This is a genomic window from Nocardia sp. NPDC005825, from assembly GCF_040630175.1.
In the GTDB taxonomy this organism is placed as follows: domain Bacteria; phylum Actinomycetota; class Actinomycetes; order Mycobacteriales; family Mycobacteriaceae; genus Nocardia.
Window position 1 is genome coordinate 24,808 of record NZ_JBEXXC010000012.1, and the last position, 17,012, is coordinate 41,819.

Annotated in this window: 17 protein-coding genes; 9 read left to right on the forward strand and 8 right to left on the reverse strand. The window is 69.3% G+C overall.

Annotated elements, in window-relative coordinates:
• Positions 1 to 131: 131 nt before the first annotated feature.
• Positions 132 to 911, reverse strand: coding sequence for a hypothetical protein (locus tag ABZ382_RS27935; protein ID WP_357094752.1), 780 nt, complete (start codon positions 909 to 911; stop codon positions 132 to 134).
• Between the two features lie 163 nt (positions 912 to 1,074).
• Here ABZ382_RS27935 and ABZ382_RS27940 point away from each other — a divergent pair, with 163 nt between their 5' ends.
• Positions 1,075 to 2,175 (forward strand): branched-chain amino acid aminotransferase, encoded by a 1,101-nt coding sequence (locus tag ABZ382_RS27940; protein ID WP_357094755.1) that lies wholly within the window; start codon positions 1,075 to 1,077, stop codon positions 2,173 to 2,175.
• A 68-nt stretch (positions 2,176 to 2,243) separates the two neighbouring features.
• On the opposite strand, the gene ABZ382_RS27945 is transcribed toward ABZ382_RS27940, so the two are convergent.
• The 3 genes from ABZ382_RS27945 to ABZ382_RS27955 form a co-directional block, all read right to left on the reverse strand.
• Positions 2,244 to 2,960 (reverse strand): MBL fold metallo-hydrolase, encoded by a 717-nt coding sequence (locus ABZ382_RS27945; protein WP_357094758.1) that lies wholly within the window; start codon positions 2,958 to 2,960, stop codon positions 2,244 to 2,246.
• A 179-nt stretch (positions 2,961 to 3,139) separates the two neighbouring features.
• Positions 3,140 to 4,111, reverse strand: a complete 972-nt coding sequence (locus ABZ382_RS27950) for a carbohydrate kinase family protein (RefSeq protein WP_357094760.1) — start codon at positions 4,109 to 4,111, stop codon at positions 3,140 to 3,142.
• A 127-nt stretch (positions 4,112 to 4,238) separates the two neighbouring features.
• Positions 4,239 to 4,589 carry an iron-sulfur cluster assembly accessory protein gene (locus ABZ382_RS27955; RefSeq protein WP_040815950.1) on the reverse strand — a complete coding sequence of 117 codons (351 nt, stop codon included), beginning with the start codon at positions 4,587 to 4,589 and terminating at the stop codon, positions 4,239 to 4,241.
• A 322-nt stretch (positions 4,590 to 4,911) separates the two neighbouring features.
• Here ABZ382_RS27955 and ABZ382_RS27960 point away from each other — a divergent pair, with 322 nt between their 5' ends.
• A complete protein-coding gene (locus ABZ382_RS27960) occupies positions 4,912 to 5,559 on the forward strand; it encodes a DUF3043 domain-containing protein (protein WP_357094764.1) in 648 nt (215 codons plus the stop codon).
• A gap of 3 nt (positions 5,560 to 5,562) precedes the next feature.
• Here ABZ382_RS27960 and ABZ382_RS27965 read toward each other — a convergent pair whose 3' ends face one another.
• Both ABZ382_RS27965 and ABZ382_RS27970 read right to left on the reverse strand, forming a co-directional pair.
• Complete coding sequence (locus ABZ382_RS27965) at positions 5,563 to 5,808, reverse strand: hypothetical protein (protein ID WP_357094767.1); 246 nt, start codon at positions 5,806 to 5,808, stop codon at positions 5,563 to 5,565.
• A complete protein-coding gene (locus ABZ382_RS27970) occupies positions 5,805 to 5,927 on the reverse strand; it encodes a hypothetical protein (protein ID WP_357094769.1) in 123 nt (40 codons plus the stop codon). Before ABZ382_RS27970 ends, ABZ382_RS27965 begins: the two co-directional genes overlap by 4 nt.
• 86 nt (positions 5,928 to 6,013) lie before the next feature.
• Here ABZ382_RS27970 and ABZ382_RS27975 point away from each other — a divergent pair, with 86 nt between their 5' ends.
• From ABZ382_RS27975 to ABZ382_RS28000, 6 genes are all read left to right on the forward strand, one after another.
• Positions 6,014 to 6,982: a helix-turn-helix domain-containing protein gene (locus tag ABZ382_RS27975; protein WP_357094772.1), complete on the forward strand. Its 969-nt coding sequence runs from the start codon at positions 6,014 to 6,016 to the stop codon at positions 6,980 to 6,982.
• 29 nt (positions 6,983 to 7,011) lie between these two features.
• Positions 7,012 to 7,284: a hypothetical protein gene (locus ABZ382_RS27980; protein WP_357094774.1), complete on the forward strand. Its 273-nt coding sequence runs from the start codon at positions 7,012 to 7,014 to the stop codon at positions 7,282 to 7,284.
• Between the two features lie 65 nt (positions 7,285 to 7,349).
• Positions 7,350 to 9,305, forward strand: coding sequence for a nicotinate-nucleotide--dimethylbenzimidazole phosphoribosyltransferase (gene cobT, locus ABZ382_RS27985; protein WP_357094777.1), 1,956 nt, complete (start codon positions 7,350 to 7,352; stop codon positions 9,303 to 9,305).
• A gap of 3 nt (positions 9,306 to 9,308) precedes the next feature.
• The gene (locus ABZ382_RS27990) at positions 9,309 to 10,055 is read left to right on the forward strand and encodes an adenosylcobinamide-GDP ribazoletransferase (protein ID WP_357094779.1); all 747 of its coding nucleotides are present in this window, start codon (positions 9,309 to 9,311) and stop codon (positions 10,053 to 10,055) included.
• Between the two features lie 145 nt (positions 10,056 to 10,200).
• Entirely contained in the window at positions 10,201 to 11,004 is an 804-nt protein-coding gene (locus tag ABZ382_RS27995; protein ID WP_357094782.1) for a DUF4239 domain-containing protein, read from the forward strand.
• Between the two features lie 81 nt (positions 11,005 to 11,085).
• On the forward strand, positions 11,086 to 11,991 hold the full coding sequence (locus ABZ382_RS28000) for a hypothetical protein (RefSeq protein ID WP_357094784.1): 906 nt from the start codon (positions 11,086 to 11,088) through the stop codon (positions 11,989 to 11,991).
• A gap of 17 nt (positions 11,992 to 12,008) precedes the next feature.
• On the opposite strand, the gene ABZ382_RS28005 is transcribed toward ABZ382_RS28000, so the two are convergent.
• Together ABZ382_RS28005 and asnB are read right to left on the reverse strand one after the other, a co-directional pair.
• Entirely contained in the window at positions 12,009 to 13,412 is a 1,404-nt protein-coding gene (locus tag ABZ382_RS28005) for a DUF1254 domain-containing protein (protein ID WP_357094787.1), read from the reverse strand.
• A 75-nt stretch (positions 13,413 to 13,487) separates the two neighbouring features.
• On the reverse strand, positions 13,488 to 15,455 hold the full coding sequence (gene asnB / locus ABZ382_RS28010) for an asparagine synthase (glutamine-hydrolyzing) (RefSeq protein WP_357094789.1): 1,968 nt from the start codon (positions 15,453 to 15,455) through the stop codon (positions 13,488 to 13,490).
• 546 nt (positions 15,456 to 16,001) lie between these two features.
• On the opposite strand from asnB, the gene ABZ382_RS28015 reads away from it, so the two are divergent.
• Positions 16,002 to 17,000 carry a cytochrome c oxidase subunit II gene (locus tag ABZ382_RS28015; protein WP_357095242.1) on the forward strand — a complete coding sequence of 333 codons (999 nt, stop codon included), beginning with the start codon at positions 16,002 to 16,004 and terminating at the stop codon, positions 16,998 to 17,000.
• Positions 17,001 to 17,012: the final 12 nt, after the last annotated feature.

Genomic DNA, 17,012 nt, shown 5'->3' on the forward strand with positions numbered 1-17,012 from the left:
TGTGCCGGTGACACGACCGGCCGTTCCCGCCGATTACGACGCCGTTGCGCGCGTCGTGGACGACTGGTGGGGGCGGCCGGTCGTCGCGTCGCGACACGGTTACCGTCGAATGGCGTGTGGCGCGCTGACTTTCACCCGCACCAGGTGCCGACGACCTCGTTGTCCTGTTTGCAGTCCGCGGGGGCCAGGCCGGCCGGGCGGAGCGTGGTGTACATCTGGCGGAGGGTGTCGTCGGTGACCGCGCCGTCGACGTTCTGGTCGGCGTAGATGACCATCACCACGGACTGGCCCTTGTTGCCGGGGACGGCGATGGTGTGGACGACCGAGACAGCAGGGTGGGAACAGTCGTTCGGGCCGGGGTTGGCGAGGGTGACGGTGATATGGGCGGCGGGTTTGCCCTGGACGGTGAGAGTTTCGGCGGGGGAGAGGGTGTAGGTGGAGTTGGGGCGGTCGTCGTTGGAGGCCACGACCTTGGCCCAGCTGCCGGCGACGTCCTTGGCGGCCGCCGCGGGGTCGGCCAGTTTGGAGCCGGTCACGCCCGCGAGGGCCTTGGTGTGATGGCCGTCGCAGGACTTGGGTTGCCATTCGGCCGCGCCGCTCATGACCACCCGGCCGCCGCCGCCCTCGTAGCCGACGATCGTGGTCGGGGTCGGGATGGTCCAGTCCCGGGGTGCGTCGTAGGCGGCGTTGCGGTTGATGGAGTAGGCGGTCTGCCAGCCGGGGGTCAGGGCGGCGATCTGCTGTTTCGGGGCGCTGGTTGTGGTGGTGGTCGTCGGCGCGGTGGTGTGGGTGGCGGTGTCCTGAGGGCCGTAGTTGTCCGCGGGGAGGGCCGTTCCGGGGATGGTGTGGGCGGGGACGAGTGCCGCGGCGACGAGGATGGCGACCAAGCCCAGCGCGCTTACGGCGATCAAGGCGATGACCAGGGGACGGTTCGAACGGGGCGGCTGCGCTGGCGGAGGCTCCGGATACACGTCGTCCACCCTAGCCAGCGGCCGGGCCGATAGCGGGAGGCCGAACGGTCCGCAAGGGTAGCCCGAACCGGCGTGTCGCGGGCGGCGAATTAGACTCCCGGTCATGACACTTGCCGCGCAGTTCACCCGTGTCCCGCATCCCGCGCCCGTTCCGGCGCAGCGGCGGCAGGAGATTCTCGCGGAGCCCGGGTTCGGGCGGTACTTCACCGATCACATGGTGTCGCTGGATTATGTGGACGGACAGTGGACCAATGGCAAGGTCGAGCCCTACGGGCCGATGGCCATGGACCCGGCCACCATGGTGTTCCACTACGGCCAGGCCATCTTCGAGGGTCTCAAGGCGTACCGGCAGGCCGACGGCTCCATCGCGACCTTCCGCGTCGACGCCAACGCCGCGCGTTTCCGCCGGTCGGCGGCCCGCATGGCGATGGCCGAGCTGCCCGAGGAGCTGTTCGTCGAATCGATCCGCCAGCTGCTCGAGGTGGACGGCGACTGGGTGCCCGCCGCGGGCGGCGAGGACGCGCTGTACCTGCGGCCGTTCATGTTCTCCACCGAGGTCGGCCTGGGCGTGAAGCCCGCCTCCGCCTACAAGTACCTGCTGCTCGGCGGCCCGGCCGGCGCGTACTTCCCGCGCGGGCTGAAGCCGGTCAAGGTGTGGCTGTCCACCGAGTTCGTGCGCGCCGCTCCCGGCGGCACCGGCGAGGCCAAGGTGGCGGGCAACTACGCCGCCTCGCTGCTCGCCCAGCAGCAGGCCTCGGAGAAGGGCTGCGACCAGGTGGTGTGGCTGGACGCGTGCGAGCACCGCTACGTCGAGGAGATGGGCACCAACAACCTGTTCTTCGTCTTCGGCAGCGGCTCCGACGCGCGGCTGGTGACCCCGGAACTGTCCGGCTCGCTGCTGCCCGGCATCACCCGCGACTCCCTGATCACCCTGGCCGCCGACTCCGGCTACAAGGTGGAGGAGCGCAAGATCTCCGTGGAGGAATGGCGCAAGGGCGTCGAATCCGGTGAGATCACCGAGGTTTTCGGCTGCGGCACCGCGGCCGTCGTGATCCCGGTCGGCTCGGTCCGCTCCGCCGAGGGCGAATTCACCATCGGCACCGGCGAACCCGGCGAGGTCACCATGGCCCTGCGCGACACCCTGACCGGTATCCAGCGCGGCACCTTCGCCGACAGCCACGGCTGGCTCCGCACCATGGCATAAGCCTCCCGAAAGCGAAAACGCCCGCCCCGAACCAGTTTCGGGGCGGGCGTTGCCGTTTGCCGGCGGGGTCAGCTGGGCATGAACATGTGCCACTGTTCGAGGGTCTGGGGGCGCATCACGTAGTTGTGGTCGCGGATATGGGACAGGGAGGCGCTGGGCTCCTCCGAGTACCAGTGGCCCGGGAAGACCGTCGGGTTGGACTTCAGGTCCGCGAGGTAGCGGAGGCTGCGGAACATGGCGTCGGAGTCGCCGCCGGGGAAGTCGGTGCGGCCGCAGCCGTCGACGAAGAGGGTGTCGCCGGCGATGAGGCGGTCCTCGAAGAGGAAGCACTGGCTGCCGGGAGTGTGGCCCGGGGTGTGCAGGAGTTCGATCTCGAAGCCGCCGACCGCGACCTTGTCGCCGTGCGCGTGGCCGGTGAGCTCGGAGGGGGCGATGCCGGTGACATTGGCCACCCACGGCAGTTCCTCGGCATTGACGTGGACGGCCACGTCGGTCTTCTCCAGCAGTTCCTTCACGCCGCGCAGGGTGAATCCCATCATCGAGCCGCCGACGTGGTCGGGGTGGTGGTGGGTGGCCAGAACCCCGGTGAGCCGCATGTCGTCCGCCTCGGCGATCTCCACCAGCTGGGCCGCCTCGTAGGCGGGGTCGACGACCACGCATTCGCCGGTATCGCGATCACCGATCAGGTAGGCGAAGTTGCGCATCTGGGTGGCGATCGGGTCGCCCACGGCCCAGTCGCGGCCGGAGAGCAACTGGCGGAAGTACAAACGGTCGTCGGAGGACATGCCTGACAGCGTAATTGCGGGTGGTGCGTCCGCCCGAACCCGGACCGGCAACGGGTCGGCGGCGATCCGGAAGACGTGGCCGGTCGCGCGAACAGGCCACACGCTGCTACCGGATCAGCGTGCGGCCATTGCGGTCGAGTTGGTACCCGCGCCCGATCGATCGTCGGCGCGGACGGCGGTCAGCGCAGGATCGGCTCGATCTCGTTCGCGGCCTCGGCGCCGTAGGCCTCGCGCAGGCGCTTCATGGCGACGTCGTGGTCCAGGGTCCAGTCCTGCGGCCCAACGGTTTCCAGCACGTGCACCGCCACCAGCGAACCCAGCTGGGCCGAGCGCTCCAGGGACAGGCCCGCGGAACGGCCGGTCAGGAAGCCCGCGCGGAAGCCGTCGCCGACGCCGGTCGGGTCTTCCTTGGCCATGTCGGGGACCACGTCCACGAACAGCTCGGAGCCGTCGCGGTCGACGATCTTGGCGCCCTTCGAGCCCAGCGTGGTGATGCGGATGCCCACACGCTCAGCGACGTCGGCCTCGGACAGGCCGGTCTTCTGGAGCAGGATGCCCCACTCGTACTCGTTGGTGAACAGGTAGTCGGCACCGTCGATCAGGCGCAGGATGGTCTCGCCGTCGAGGAAGGCCAGCTGCTGGGAGGGGTCGGCGGCGAAGGGGATTCCGGCGGCGCGGCACTGATCGGTGTGGGCCAGCATGGCTTCCGGATCGTCGGCGCCGATCAGCACCAGCTCCAGTTCGCGGCCGGCGGCCAGTTCGGTGATGTCGATCTCGCGGGCCTCGGCCATCGCGCCGGGGTAGAAGGACGCGATCTGCGCCATGGTCTCGTCGGTGGTGCAGACGAAGCGCGCGGTGTGCGCGGTCGCGGACACCCGCACCGCGGAGCAGTCGACGCCGTTGTCCTCCAGCCACTTCCGGTAGTCGCCCCAGTCCTGGCCGACCGCGCCCACCAGCAGCGGGGTGCGGCCCAGCACGCCCATGGCGTAGCTGATATTGCCCGCGACGCCGCCCTTGCGGATCACCAGATCATCGACGAGGAAGCTGAGCGAAACATGCTGCAGCTGATCCGCCAGCAGCACATCGGAGAACTTGCCCGGAAAGCGCATGAGGTGATCGGTCGCGATGGACGCGGACACGGCGATGGTCACGGGTGGATCCTTCGAGTGGGGGAGGCGGCCGACAGTGGTCCGCACCTACGAAAATAACCGGACACGCGACAGCGCGGAACATCCTGGGAGATGTTCCGCGCTGCGCGGTGCTAACTCGGGAGCTAGCTCAGTTGAAGCTGTCGCCGCAGGCGCAGGAGCCGGTGGCGTTCGGGTTGTCGATGGTGAAACCCTGCTTCTCGATGGTGTCGACGAAGTCGATCGAGGCGCCCTGGATGTAGGGAGCGCTCATGCGGTCGACCGCGAGCTTCACGCCGTTGAACTCCACGACCAGGTCGCCGTCGAGGGTGCGGTCGTCGAAGAAGAGCTGGTAGCGCAGGCCCGCGCAGCCACCGGGCTGAACCGCGATGCGAAGGGCGAGGTCGTCGCGGCCTTCCTGGTCCAGCAGCGCCTTCGCCTTGAGGGCGGCGGCCTCGGTCAGAGTCGCACCATGGGTGGTGGTCTCGTTCTCAACAGTCATGAACTCTCCTAAGGGACCCATTTGTGGTGGCGTGTGGGCCAGCCCGTGAGGGTATGGCTCGAAGCCTGTCAACACCCGTCGGCGGGCGACTATTCCCTATCCTACGCGGCGCTTATCCAGCGGAACGGTCAGGCTGCGTCGTCGCTGACAAATAGCTCCGGGGGTGTGCCGAGGTGACAACTGATTTCGGGTGGCGAGGGTAACTCGCCGGGGACGTCCAGAATCGGGTCGGCTCTCAACCGCAGGCCCGCACGCAGGTCGGCAAACGGCTCTCAGCTGGGCGCTGAAGTTTCGGGGAGGCGGGATTGTTAGCCTGGTCGGCGTGAAGTTCCTGCGCCGTGGCGAGTCCACCCCCACCTCCGACAGCTCCAGCACCGACGCCGGTGCCGCGGTGGCGGACACGACCGTCACCGCTGGCAAGGGCCGTCCGACCCCGACGCGCCGCGAGGCGCAGGGCCGCCGCCGCGGTCCGGTCGCGCCCGCGCCCAAGACCGCCAAGGAGGCCCGGGCCCGCCGCAAGGCGCTGCGCGGCACCAAGGAGGAACGCAAGGCGTCCTCGGCCGAGCGCCGCGCCGACGTCAACAACCGCCGCGCCCGCATGCTCGCCGGTGACGAGCAGTACCTGCTCCCGCGCGACAAGGGCCCGGTCAAGAAGTACGTGCGTGACATCGTCGACGCCCGCCGCAACCTGCTCGGCCTGTTCATGCCGCTGGCGCTGGTGCTGATCCTGAGCATGATCCTCTCGCCCGCGCTGCAGGCGATCGTGACGCTGGCCATGCTGGTGATGATGCTGTTCATGATCATCGAGGGCGTGGTGCTCGGTCGGATCGTGAGCAAGCGGGTCCGGGAGCGCTTCCCGGACAGCGCCGATTCCTCGTTCTCGCTGGGCTGGTACGCCTTCGTGCGCGCCTCGCAGGTGCGGCGCATGCGCGCGCCGAAGCCGCAGGTGAGCCCGGGCGACGCGATCTAGCGGTCAGCTGATCCGCCGGTAGGCCGAGATCGCCTGGAGCTCGAGCGCCATTCGGTCGCGGTCGCGATCGACCGCGGCGCTCGATCCCGCGAACTCCCAGCCGCGCTCGCGGTGGAAGGGGACGGCTCGGCCCGCCCCCGCGAACAGGGCGGCGATACGGGTGAACCGGGCGGTGACGCGTCGGAATCCGTCTCGGGTGCGAGTGCTGTCGGTCGCCGCGTGTCCGTGGCCGGAGATGATGGCGGTCATGCGCGTGCCTCTTCCTCGTCGATGGCTTCGGTGGTGTCTGCGGCCATGAGGCCGAAAGTCAGGGTGGCCAGGGCCGTGATGGCGGTTCCGGCGGTGGCGATTGCGGACAGTGCATCCATGGCAGTAAGTTTTCAGTAGGGAACTTTCTGCCAACAGTGGCTGCTCTGACATAGTTCGCAAATATCCGGCCAGATGGGATCGCGACATGCTCTCCAAGGTCGCCGTCGTACTCAACGACAACCTCGCCATGTTCGAATTCGGTGTGGTCTGTGAGGTTTTCGGGCTCGACCGGACCGCGCAGGGTCTGCCCCTCTTCGACTTCCGGGTCTGCGGGCTCGAACCCGGGAAACCGCTGAAGTCCAGCTCACCGGGAATCCACGTCACCCCCGACTACGGGCTCGAGGAACTGCGCGACGCGGATCTGGTTGCCATCCCGGCCTTTCCGATCCGCGACGGCAAGGCGAAGATCGACGCCCGGGTCATCGACGCCGTGCGCGACGCCGCCGCGGCCGGGGCCACCGTGCTGACCGTGTGCTCGGGCGCGTTCCTGGCGGGCGCGGCCGGACTCCTCGACGGGCGCAAATGCACCACCCACTGGAGTTACGTCGACCTGCTGGCCGAACAGTTCCCACTCGCCACCGTCGACCCGGACGTGCTGTTCGTCGACGAGGGCAATCTCATCACCAGCGCGGGCACCGCCGCGGGCATCGACGCCTGCCTGCACCTGGTGCGCCGCGAACTGGGCAGCAGCGTCGCCAATGCCATCGCCCGGCGCATGGTGGTGCCGCCGCAGCGCGACGGCGGACAGCGGCAGTTCATCGAGCGGCCGGTCGTGGCTTGCGAATCCGAGGGGCTCAGCGAGATTCTGCACTGGATGGGCGAGCATCTGGACCTGCCGCATTCGGTGGAATCGCTGGCGTCGCGCGGTTCCATGTCGACGCGCACCTTCGCGCGGCGCTTCGCCGCCGAGACCGGGACCACACCGGTGAAATGGCTGACCGGGCAGCGGGTGCTGCTGGCCAAACAGCTCCTGGAATACACCGACCTGGACCTCGAATCACTGTCCCACCGTTGCGGATTCGGGTCGGGGGCGCTGTTGCGGCACCACTTCCAGCGGTTGGTGGGGATCGCGCCCGTGGAGTATCGGCGGCGGTTCGGAGCCAGGATCTCCTGAGCGGGCTCGGGCCGTTACGATGCGCACTCATGCGGTGGGCAGTGATGATCGCGGCGGTGCCGCTGGCGGTGGCGGCTGTGTCGGCGACGGCGGGATGCACGGATCCGCGCACCGCGGTGGGGGAGTGCATCGTCGGCGGGTCGACGAGTAACCACGACAAGATGGTGGCCTGCTCCAAGCAGCACGACGGCAAGATCATCGCCAGCGTGGCGCACGGCTCGGACTGCCCGCAGGGGACCGATTGGTCGTACACGGCCAAGGACCTGAAGGTGCAGTGCGTGCACAACGAGAAGAACTACTGACTCCCGCGCACGGGATGGCCGTGCCTACTCGGCCGGAGCACCGGCACAGTTGATACCGTGCTGACGTGTCGCACACTGCTCAGACAACCGATCGGCCGCTGCGGACCCTGGTGCTCGGTGGCGCCCGGTCCGGCAAGTCGGCCTTCGCGGAACAGCTCGTCGCGTCGGAGGCGGTGCGGTACGTGGCCACCGCCGCGGTCGACCCCGCCGACGCCGACTTCGCCGAACGCATTGCGGCGCACCGGGCCCGGCGGCCCGCGAGCTGGACCATCGTGGAGGGCGACCCGATCGCCGCGCTGGGCGAGCCCGCCGCCGCCACCCTCGTCGACGACCTCGGCACCTGGCTGACCGGGCGCATCGACGCCCGCGCCGCCTGGGAATCGCCGCGCGGCACCGTCGGCCCGGACATCGACGCGCTCGTCACCGCTGTCTCCGGCTACGCGCAGCGGTTGATCATCGTCAGCCCCGAGGTGGGGCTCGGCGTCATTCCCGCCACCGCCTCCGGGCGGCTGTTCCGTGACGAGATCGGGACGCTGAACCAGCGCCTCGCCGAGGTGTGCGACGAGGTCTTCCTCGTGGTCGCGGGACAGCCGGTGCGGGTCAAGCCCGACCGCGCGGTCGTCTCCGCCGCGGCGCTGTCGAATGCGGCCGGTGTGGATTCATCGCTCACGGTGGTGACTTCGATCGATGCCTCCGATGGCGGAGCGGATCAGGTTGCGGTGGCGTCGGTTTCGGCGGCCGCCGTGGCGCAGGCCGTCGCTGACAGCGGATCGGGCCGACCGGACGGCTCGGGTATCGACCTCGAAAGTGGAACCGCCGGTGCCGAACTCGGCTCGGCGACCGCCGATGCCGCGGCTGCCGCCGCCGGGGCGGGCGTCGCGTCCACCGACGGCGAGACGGGTGCGGAGCCGCTGGCCGACGGCGCGCAGAGTGCCCCGGTGCTGACCAAGCCCGCCCGCATCTCGTTCGGTCCCGTGACCGGACCGGATCCGCTGGTGTGGGCCGCCGCCGAGGACCGGCAGGCGCAATTGACCAAGCCCGCAGGGGCATTGGGCCGACTGGAGAAGCTGGCCAACTGGGTCGCCGCGTGCCAGGGCGTATGCCCGCCCAAGCAGTTCGAGCGCGCCCGCGTCGTGGTGTTCGCCGGAGATCACGGTGTGGCGCAGCACGGTGTGTCGGCCTACCCGAGCGAGGTTACCGGGCAGATGGTCGCCAACTTCCTGCACGGCGGCGCGGCGGTGAACGTGCTGGCGCGCTTGGCCGATGCCAGCGTGCGCGTGGCCGACATCGCCGTCGACGGCGACACCGCGCCGGAGATCTCGCGGCACAAGGTGCGGCGCTCCAGCGGCTCCATCGACCGCGAGGACGCGCTCACCGAGGCCGAGGTGCAGGCGGCGCTCGCGGCCGGCGCGAGCATCGCCGACGAGGAAATCGATTCCGGCGCGGACCTTCTCATCGCCGGCGACATGGGCATCGGCAACACCACGCCCGCCACCGTGCTGATCGCGGCCATCACCGACACCGAGCCCGTGGTGGCGGTCGGCCGCGGCACCGGCGTCGACGACGCGGGCTGGATCCGCAAGACCGCCGCCATCCGCGACGCCATGTGGCGCGCCCGCCCCGTCCTCAAGGACCCGGTCGCCCTGCTGCGCACCGCTTCCGGCGCGGACCTGACCGCCATGGCGGGCTTCCTGGCCCGCGCCGCGGCCCGCCGCACCCCGGTCATCCTCGACGGCGTCGTGGTGACCGCCGCCGCCCTGGTCGCCGACCAGCTCGCCCCCGGCGCCCGCGCCTGGTGGATCGCGGGCCACCGCTCCAGCGAGCCGTCCCACACCATCGCCCTCAAGCGTCTCGACCTCGAGCCGCTCGTCGACATGAACATGCGCCTGGGCGAAGGCTCCGGCGCGGTCGCCGCTCTCCCGCTCCTGCGCGCCGCCGTCGCCACCCTCGGTGAGATGGCCACCTTCGCCGAAGCCGGAGTCAGCACCGCCGACGCCGACGCGGAAGCCGCTGAGGCCTGATCGGTGAGCGGGCTTCGGCTGGCGGTGTCCTGGCTGACGGTGCTGCCGGTTCGAGGGCCGGATGAAGTCGACCGGTCGGTCGCCGCGCGGGCGATAGCGTGGGCCCCGGTGGTCGGGGTGCTGCTCGGCGGCGGCGCGGCCGGATTGCTCTGGGGGCTGGGGGAACTCGGTGCTTCCGGGCTGCTGGCGGGTTTCGTCGTGGTGGCCGGGCTCGCGTCGATCACGCGGGGGATGCATGTCGACGGGCTGGCCGACACCATGGATGGGCTCGGGAGCTATGGGCCGCCGGAGCGGGCCCGCGAGATCATGAAGAGTGGCGGGGCCGGACCGTTCGGGGTGGCGGCATTGGTGTTCGCTGTTGCGATTCAGGCGGTTTCGCTGGGGGTGCTGGCCGAGCAGGGGCGGTGGGCGGCGGTTGTCGTGGCTGTTGCCGTCGGGCGGGTCGCGGTGGTGCTGGCGTGTCGGCGGGGGATCGAGGCGGCGCCGGGGGCCGGGTTCGGCGCGTTGGTGGCGGGGACGCAGGCGCCGGTGGTGGGGGTCGGGTGGGGTGTGATCGCCTGTGGGGCAGCGGTGTTCGCGACCGGGAATGTGTGGCAGGGGCCGGCGGCGGTGGTTTTGGGGCTGGTGGGGGCCATGGTGCTGGTGCGGCATTGCGTGCGGCGATTCGGGGGGTTGAACGGCGATGTGCTCGGCGCCGCACTGGAATTGAGTGTCACTGTGGCCGCGGCGGTGCTGTCGCTCGGTCGCTGAGACTGGGCCGTAAACGCGTCCTGGCCTTGGCGGGGTTGGGATTCGGACACTTGTATAACAGTTCGTGCTCTGTTCACGATCCGACCGACCCGTGGCCGCGAATACCTTCTGATCGCATCCACCCGGCCGGAAACGGAGTCGCGAAATGCTCGGAATTCTGTTGCAGCTGGGGGTATTGGCACTCTTCGCGGGCATCGCGGTGGGAATCTTCGTGCTGGGGGACCGGGTGCGCCCGCGGTCCTGGCGGCACGGCGACGATTCCGGCGCGGGCTCCATGACCTTGGACATGGTCAATATGTTCTTCGCCGCGATCGTGGCGTTCGTGGTGGTGATCCTGTGGCAGCAGTACGACACCTCGCACGCGCACACGGTGGCCGAGGGCAAGGCGCTGGTGAATGTCTACGAGAGCGCCAACGGCATGCCCGAACAGGACCGCAAGCAGATTCAGGCCCTGGTGACCGCCTACACCAAGCAGGTGATCGGCGACGAGTGGAAGGTGATGGACGAGCAGCGCCGCCTGAGCCCGGCCGCGCAGTCCACCCTGGACGATCTGCGCGAGGCCGTGGACGCCGCGCCCGCCACCGATCCGGACGCCAAGGCCACCCAGGACAAGGCGGCCACCGCGGTCGAGGCGATCACCGACGCCCGCTACGACCGCGGGCTGGATGCAGGGTACCGACTGCCCGGATTCCTTTACGTGGCCCTGTGGTTCGCGACCGGCATGCTGTTGTTCGGCACCGTGTTCTCCGGTGTCGTGGTCACCAAGCGCAGCATCCTGATGACCGGTCTGTTCGGTCTGGTGATCGGCGCGGTCATCGTGGCCGTCTATCAGCTCGATCGGCCCTTCTCCGGCGGCAATCACGTCGCCAAGGACGCCTACGAACTCGCGCTCGCGCGCTTCCAGCACATCGCCGCGGAAACGCCGTCCAGTGGCGGCAGTCCCCGCTGATCGTCGCGACCGCGTAACCCGCTCGGCTTCTCGGAGGCACCCGTGAACGGAAACCGCAGAACAGCACGAGGATTCGCGGCGGTGACCGCGGTGCCGGTGGCCGCGGCGCTGCTCGCCCTCCATCCCGATGTCGCCGCCGCCGACCCGGGGCTGCCGTCGATCGGGGAGATCATCAGCGGCAGCGCGGGCGGAGGACCCGATCCCGGTGACACCGCCGCGCCGATCGAGGCGCCCACAGGCAGCGCACTCGGATTGGGCACCGGCAGTAGCTATTCCGGCAATCAGGGCCAGCCGGGCGGCCGGGTCGTCACCGGCAACCCCGCGGGCCAGAGTCCGATGACCGCCTTGGATCTCGGCAGCAGCAGCCCGGATATCCCACGCGAAACGAATACGGGGGCATCGGATCTCGTGCCACCCGAACCGCCCGCGACCCCGATCGCCATCCCCAACACTCTCGGTGGTCTCCTCGGCCTCGACTCCGGCAGCGTTCTCACCGCCTGCGCGGGCAGCGCCGTGGTCGGCAGTGCCGCACTGGGTCTGGGCATCCTCACCGGCAGCGGCATGGGTTCGGGCCTGATCGGCCCCGGCTTCATCCCCGGCTCCAGCGGACTGGTCGGCCCGGGTTCGGCCGGGGCGGGCAGCGTGGTGGTCGGCAGCGCCGCCACCGGCAGCGCCCTGCTGACCTGCATGCTGTTGCTGCCCGTCCCGATGGCGCCGGAACCCGGTATCCCCCTGCTGATCCCGCCGGCCGCGCCCGCGGTGGTCCCCGCCGCCGCGCCCGTCGTGGCCCCGCTACCCGCGGCGGTCCCGCCCGCCCCGGCGCCGATCCCGCCGCCGCCTCGGCAGCCGGTCGAAGTCGCCGCGCCGGAACCGCCGCCACCGGCGGCCAGCTTGACCGCACTCCAGGTCATGACGGTCATGATCATCACCATCATCGCGGGTGCGCGCGCCCGCCTCGCCCGCGGCCACCACGCGCCCGCCGACTGACGACGGGCGCGCCCGGGTCAGGACAGCTTCTCCAGCTTCGGGACCTCCCACTTCCCGTTCAGCACGCTGTCCTTCGGCGCGTACAGCCGCAGCGTGAGGGAGAACCGCCCGGACTCCGGGATCGGCAGCCAGTGCCCGGTCGGCACCTCCGACCCGGGATCGGCGTTCTGCACCGCGATCGTGATGGTGCCGTCCTCAGCGGGGGAGAGCGGGACCAGATGCCCGACCGAGTAGATGCGCGCGGGGTTCTGCACCAGGTAGGACTCGCCGTCATAGGCGGTGAGTGACCAGAACGCCCCCACCGGCGGCTGCTGGTCCTGGGCGAAGGTGACCCGGAATCGGCTGTCGCCGTCCGCATTCGCGTCGATCGTCGGATACACCGCGTCCCGGGGCAGATTCGCGCCCAGGCCGAGCGCGGCGATCTGCGCGCGCAGCGGATAGTCGGTGCCGTACGCGCCGACCTCCAGATTGAAGAGCCACCCGTTCTGGTACTGCGACTTGGGATCCCGGTACTCGGTGAGCGCGCGGCGGCCGTCGGCGAGGCCCGCGTTGAGCACGTCCGCGGGCACCGTGGCCGCCCCGCCGGGCGTGATGCCGATGCTGGCGAAGCGCTTCATGGCGTCGACGTCGTCCTCGTGAGCCGGATTGACCGCCATGACCGTGCACATGCGCGCGAAGAACGTGGGCCCGTCCATGGCCCCCACCATCTGTGCGGGCGCGCCGCCACCCGCGGCCAAGGCACCAGGGCCGCCCTGCATCTCACCGGAGTTCCAGGCGCTGAGTGGGGCCAGCTTCAACTGGTGCTGGAGCGCCCGCACACGCTCGATGTCGCCCTCGCCCTTGTATTCGATGCGGCCGAGCAGCCAGGTGGTGCCGGTCGGCATGGCCAGCTGGGTCATGCCCTCGGGCACCGTTCCCTTCCAGCCGGGACCGGTGACGAGATAGGTGTAGGGCGGCTGCTGTGGCGCGTTCTTGACGCGCGGATTGGTGCTGGCGGGATCGTGCACCGTATTGGTCCAGGCGTCGAGGAACTGCATGAGCCAGTACCGGCCCTCGATCGCGGGCACCTGCAACACCATCGGTTCGGGCCGCAGATCCAGCCAGGCCTGCGAGTACAGGGTGTCGAGGTTGAGCCGCACCACCTGCCGCACCTCGGGGGTGGGCGGATTCTGGTGCACGAATTGGTTTGCCGGGCCCCCGGTTTCGCGGGTGACGTCCATCAGGACCAGCGGGTAGCCGAACACGTAGGCGTCGGCGGCGATGTCCTTGGCGTCGTTGGAGGCCGAGGTGGTGGTACCGGATCCATTGTCCGAGGTGCCGCAGGCGGTTAGTCCGAGGGCGGCCGCAGCGCCCATACCGAGCGTCCGGGCGCCCAGTTCGAGCATCCGGCGACGCGAGAGAGGTGCGAAGGGGTGGCTCATGGCCAGCACCGTACTGCGGCGACGCGGGCCCGGAGCGCCCTCACGGGCGTGGCGCTCCGGTGTGTCGCGTGCGGGTCAGAGGTTGACCGGGTAGGTCGGCTCCTGGATCTCGGGCTTGATCCGGTTCTCCACGAAGATGCCGTGCCAGATCATGAACACGATGAGCGTCCACAGGCGGCGGCTGTGGTCGACGGGACCGGTGCGGTGCGCCTCCAGCATGGCCAGGATGGCCTGCTTGTTCAGCAGGTGGTCGGTGCCCGACTCGGTGATCTGGGCGCGCGCCCAGTCGTAGAGCTCCGGGCCGCGCAGCCAGTGCCGCAGTGGCACCGGGAAGCCCAGCTTGGCCCGGTTGAGCACGTGCGGCGGCACGATGTCGGTGAGCGCCCGGCGCAGCGCGTACTTGGTGGTCTCCTTGGTGATCTTCTGGTCCACCGGGATCTTCTCGGCGACCTTGAACACCTCGGGGTCCAGGAACGGGACACGCAGTTCCAGCGAGTTGGCCATGGTCATCTTGTCGGCCTTGACCAGGATGTCGCCGCGCAGCCAGGTGAACAGGTCCAGGTGCTGCATGCGCGCCACCGGGTCCCAGTGGTAGCCCTGCATGGCGTAGATCGGGGCGGTGACGTCCTGATGCGTCCACTCGGGCCGAAACTCGCGCAGCACCGACCGCAGCTGGGCGTCGTTGAAGCTGCGGGCGTTGCCGTAGTAGCGCTCCTCCAGGGTGAGCGAGCCGCGGTGCAGCAGGCTCTTGCCGCGGGTGCCCTCCGGGATCCGGTCCGACACCTTGCCCGCCAGCTTGCGCAGCGGCTTGGGCAGGTAGTCGAAGGGCTTGAGCGACAGCGGTTCCCGGTAGATCGTGTAGCCGCCGAACAGCTCGTCGGAGCCCTCGCCCGAGAGCACCACCTTGACGTGCTTGCGGGCCTCCTTGGCCACGAAATACAGCGGCACCAGCGCCGGGTCCGCGACGGGTTCGTCGAGGTACCAGACGATTTCGGGAATCGAGGCCGCGTACTCCTCGGGGGAGACCATGCGGATGTAGTGCTTGGCGCCGATGGCCTCGGCGGTCTCGGCGGCCACATCGGCCTCCGAGTAGCCCTGCCGCTCGAACGCCGAGGTGAAGGTCAGCAGGTTCGGGTTGTGGCGGATGGCCAGCGCGGCGATGGCGGTGGAGTCGATGCCGCCGGACAGGAACGCGCCGACGGTGACGTCCGCGCGCATGTGCTTGGCGACGGAGTCCTCGAGCGCCTCGGCGATCTCCTTGTAGCGCTTGGCCTCCGAGCCGGCCGCGAACTTCTGCACCCGGAACTGCGGGTTGAAGTAGCGCGTCACCTGCGGGGTGCGGCCGGGCTCGATCCAGGCGTAGCAGCCCGACTCCAGGCGGCGGATGTCCTTGTGCAGGGTCTCGGCCTCGGGCACGTACTGCAGCACCGTGTAGTGCTCGAGCGCGCGCGGGTCCAGGGCGTCGGTCAGCTCCAGCTCGGCGAGCAGGCCCAGCAGGCTCTTCTTCTCGCTGGAGAAGGCCGTGCCGCCCGCGCCGGTGGCGATGAACAGCGGCTTGATGCCGAACGGGTCGCGGGCCAGGAACAGCTTGTTCAGCTCGGTGTCCCAGATCGCGAAGGCGAACATGCCGCGCAGCCGGCTCGCGGCCTTGGCGCCCCAGTAGTGGAAGGCGGCCACGATGGCCTCGCCGTCGCCCTCGGTGTGGAACATCGGCTGGTCGCCGAACTCGGCCTCGTGGGCTTCCTTCAGCTCGGCGCGCAGCTCCAGATAGTTGTAGATCTCGCCGTTGAAGGTCATGGCGTAGCGCTCGGGGTTCTCCGGGGGACCCCAGCGCAGCGGCTGGTGCGAGTGCTCGATATCGATGATCGACAGGCGGTTGAAGCCGAAGATCATGCGCTCGTCGTTCCAGGTGCCCCGCTCGTCCGGGCCGCGGTGGCGCTGGCAGTGCAGCGCCTCGTACACCTGTGCAGCGGTGGTCTCGACCGTCCGCCCGTCCGGAGTAGTAGCTGTGCTAGCTGTCAGAAATCCGAGCAGACCACACACTGCGCCGAGAACCTCTTTCCGGAGTCATAAGGATTGGGGCGTACCCGCACGGGCACGCTGCACGCGAAACCTACTGCCCGAGTATGCCTGACTCGGCCCGATCACGCTCAGACCCTATCCAACACATCGAAGTTCGCAGCCCGCCTCGGTCTGGACTGACGGAGCGGGGGAGCGAAGCGGAGGAGCGGAGGAGGGAAGACCGAGGTAACAGGGCTGCGAACAGCCGTAGCGGAGCGAAGGCAAATGGGGTGCAGCGTGTCGGACAGGACCCCGTCGCAACGGGGGCCCATTGTTGGTCTACGCTGCGTAGTACTTGGGAAACTCTCAGGGTCGGTTGTGCGTTCGCGTGTACCCTTCCCCGAGCTCCCGAACTGTGCTGATTATGTGTCGTCCGGCGGAAGGGAGCCCGGGCGGCGCGGTGTCGGAATGACGACCAGGAAGGCGTTGAGCGTGGCGCACAAGGCGAGCGAGGCGATAGGGGCACGACCCGCCCAGGGTCGGCGGGGCCGCATCCTTCGGCGGGCCGGGCTGGCGGTGTCCTTGGGGATGACCGCGATGCTCGTCTCCGGCTGCTCGATCGACAACGTTTGGCTTCGATTCGGCTGGCCCTCGGGCATCACGCCGCAGGCCACCAGGATGCGCGAGCTGTGGACCTGGTCCGTGCTCGCCGCGCTGGCGATGGGTGTGCTGGTCTGGGGTCTGACCTTCTGGACCATCGCGTTCCACCGCAAGAAGGCGAACTCCCCGGAGTTCCCGCGGCAGACCGGTTACAACGTGCCGCTGGAGCTGAGCTACACGGCGATCCCGTTCGTGATCATCGCCGTGCTGTTCTACTTCACCGTCGTCGTGCAGAACTACGTGCACGAGAAGGTCGAGAACCCGGACGTCGTGGTCGACGTGACGGCGTTCCAGTGGAACTGGAAGTTCGGCTACCAGAAGGTCGACCTGAAGGACGGCTCGCCGGTCTGGGACGGTGTCGACACCGAGCGCCAGGACATGAACGAGGACATCAAGGATCGCTACAAGGAAGCGACCAAGGATGGCCACCCGCAGCCGGGCCCGAACAACGGCCTGCCCGCGAACGACATCTCCTACCTGCACTACGACAAGGTCGAGACCGTTGGTACCTCCAACGAGATCCCCGTCCTGGTGCTGCCCTCGGGCAAGAACATCGAGTTCCAGCTGGCCGCGGCCGACGTCATCCACTCGTTCTGGGTGCCGGAGTTCCTGTTCAAGCGCGACGTGATGCCGAACCCGAAGCAGAACAACTCGGACAACGTCTTCCAGATCACCAAGATCGAGAAGGAAGGCGCGTTCGTCGGCCGTTGCGCCGAGATGTGCGGCACCTTCCACTCGATGATGAACTTCGAGATCCGGGTCGTCTCGCCGGACGACTTCAAGAAGTACATGGACGCGCGGATCAAGGACCACAAGACCAACGGCGAGGCGCTCTCCGCGATCGGTCAGTCGCCGGTGGCGACCTCCACCAAGCCGTTCAACACCGACCGCAAGGCGCGCGGCAACGAGCTCGCCGACGCCAAGTGAGGATGAACTGAC

What these genes read in the sequence shown, in the direction of transcription:
- ABZ382_RS28005 (WP_357094787.1), bottom strand. Translation starts at nt 13,412, where the DNA reads ATGAGCCACCCCTTCGCACCTCTCTCGCGTCGCCGGATGCTCGAACTG.
- ABZ382_RS27955 (WP_040815950.1), bottom strand. Translation starts at nt 4,589, where the DNA reads ATGACTGTTGAGAACGAGACCACCACCCATGGTGCGACTCTGACCGAG.
- ABZ382_RS27940 (WP_357094755.1), top strand. Translation starts at nt 1,075, where the DNA reads ATGACACTTGCCGCGCAGTTCACCCGTGTCCCGCATCCCGCGCCCGTT.
- ABZ382_RS27980 (WP_357094774.1), top strand. Translation starts at nt 7,012, where the DNA reads ATGCGGTGGGCAGTGATGATCGCGGCGGTGCCGCTGGCGGTGGCGGCT.
- ABZ382_RS27970 (WP_357094769.1), bottom strand. Translation starts at nt 5,927, where the DNA reads ATGGATGCACTGTCCGCAATCGCCACCGCCGGAACCGCCATCACGGCC.
- ABZ382_RS27965 (WP_357094767.1), bottom strand. Translation starts at nt 5,808, where the DNA reads ATGACCGCCATCATCTCCGGCCACGGACACGCGGCGACCGACAGCACT.
- ABZ382_RS27945 (WP_357094758.1), bottom strand. Translation starts at nt 2,960, where the DNA reads ATGTCCTCCGACGACCGTTTGTACTTCCGCCAGTTGCTCTCCGGCCGC.
- ABZ382_RS28015 (WP_357095242.1), top strand. Translation starts at nt 16,002, where the DNA reads ATGACCGCGATGCTCGTCTCCGGCTGCTCGATCGACAACGTTTGGCTT.
- ABZ382_RS27975 (WP_357094772.1), top strand. Translation starts at nt 6,014, where the DNA reads ATGCTCTCCAAGGTCGCCGTCGTACTCAACGACAACCTCGCCATGTTC.
- ABZ382_RS27995 (WP_357094782.1), top strand. Translation starts at nt 10,201, where the DNA reads ATGCTCGGAATTCTGTTGCAGCTGGGGGTATTGGCACTCTTCGCGGGC.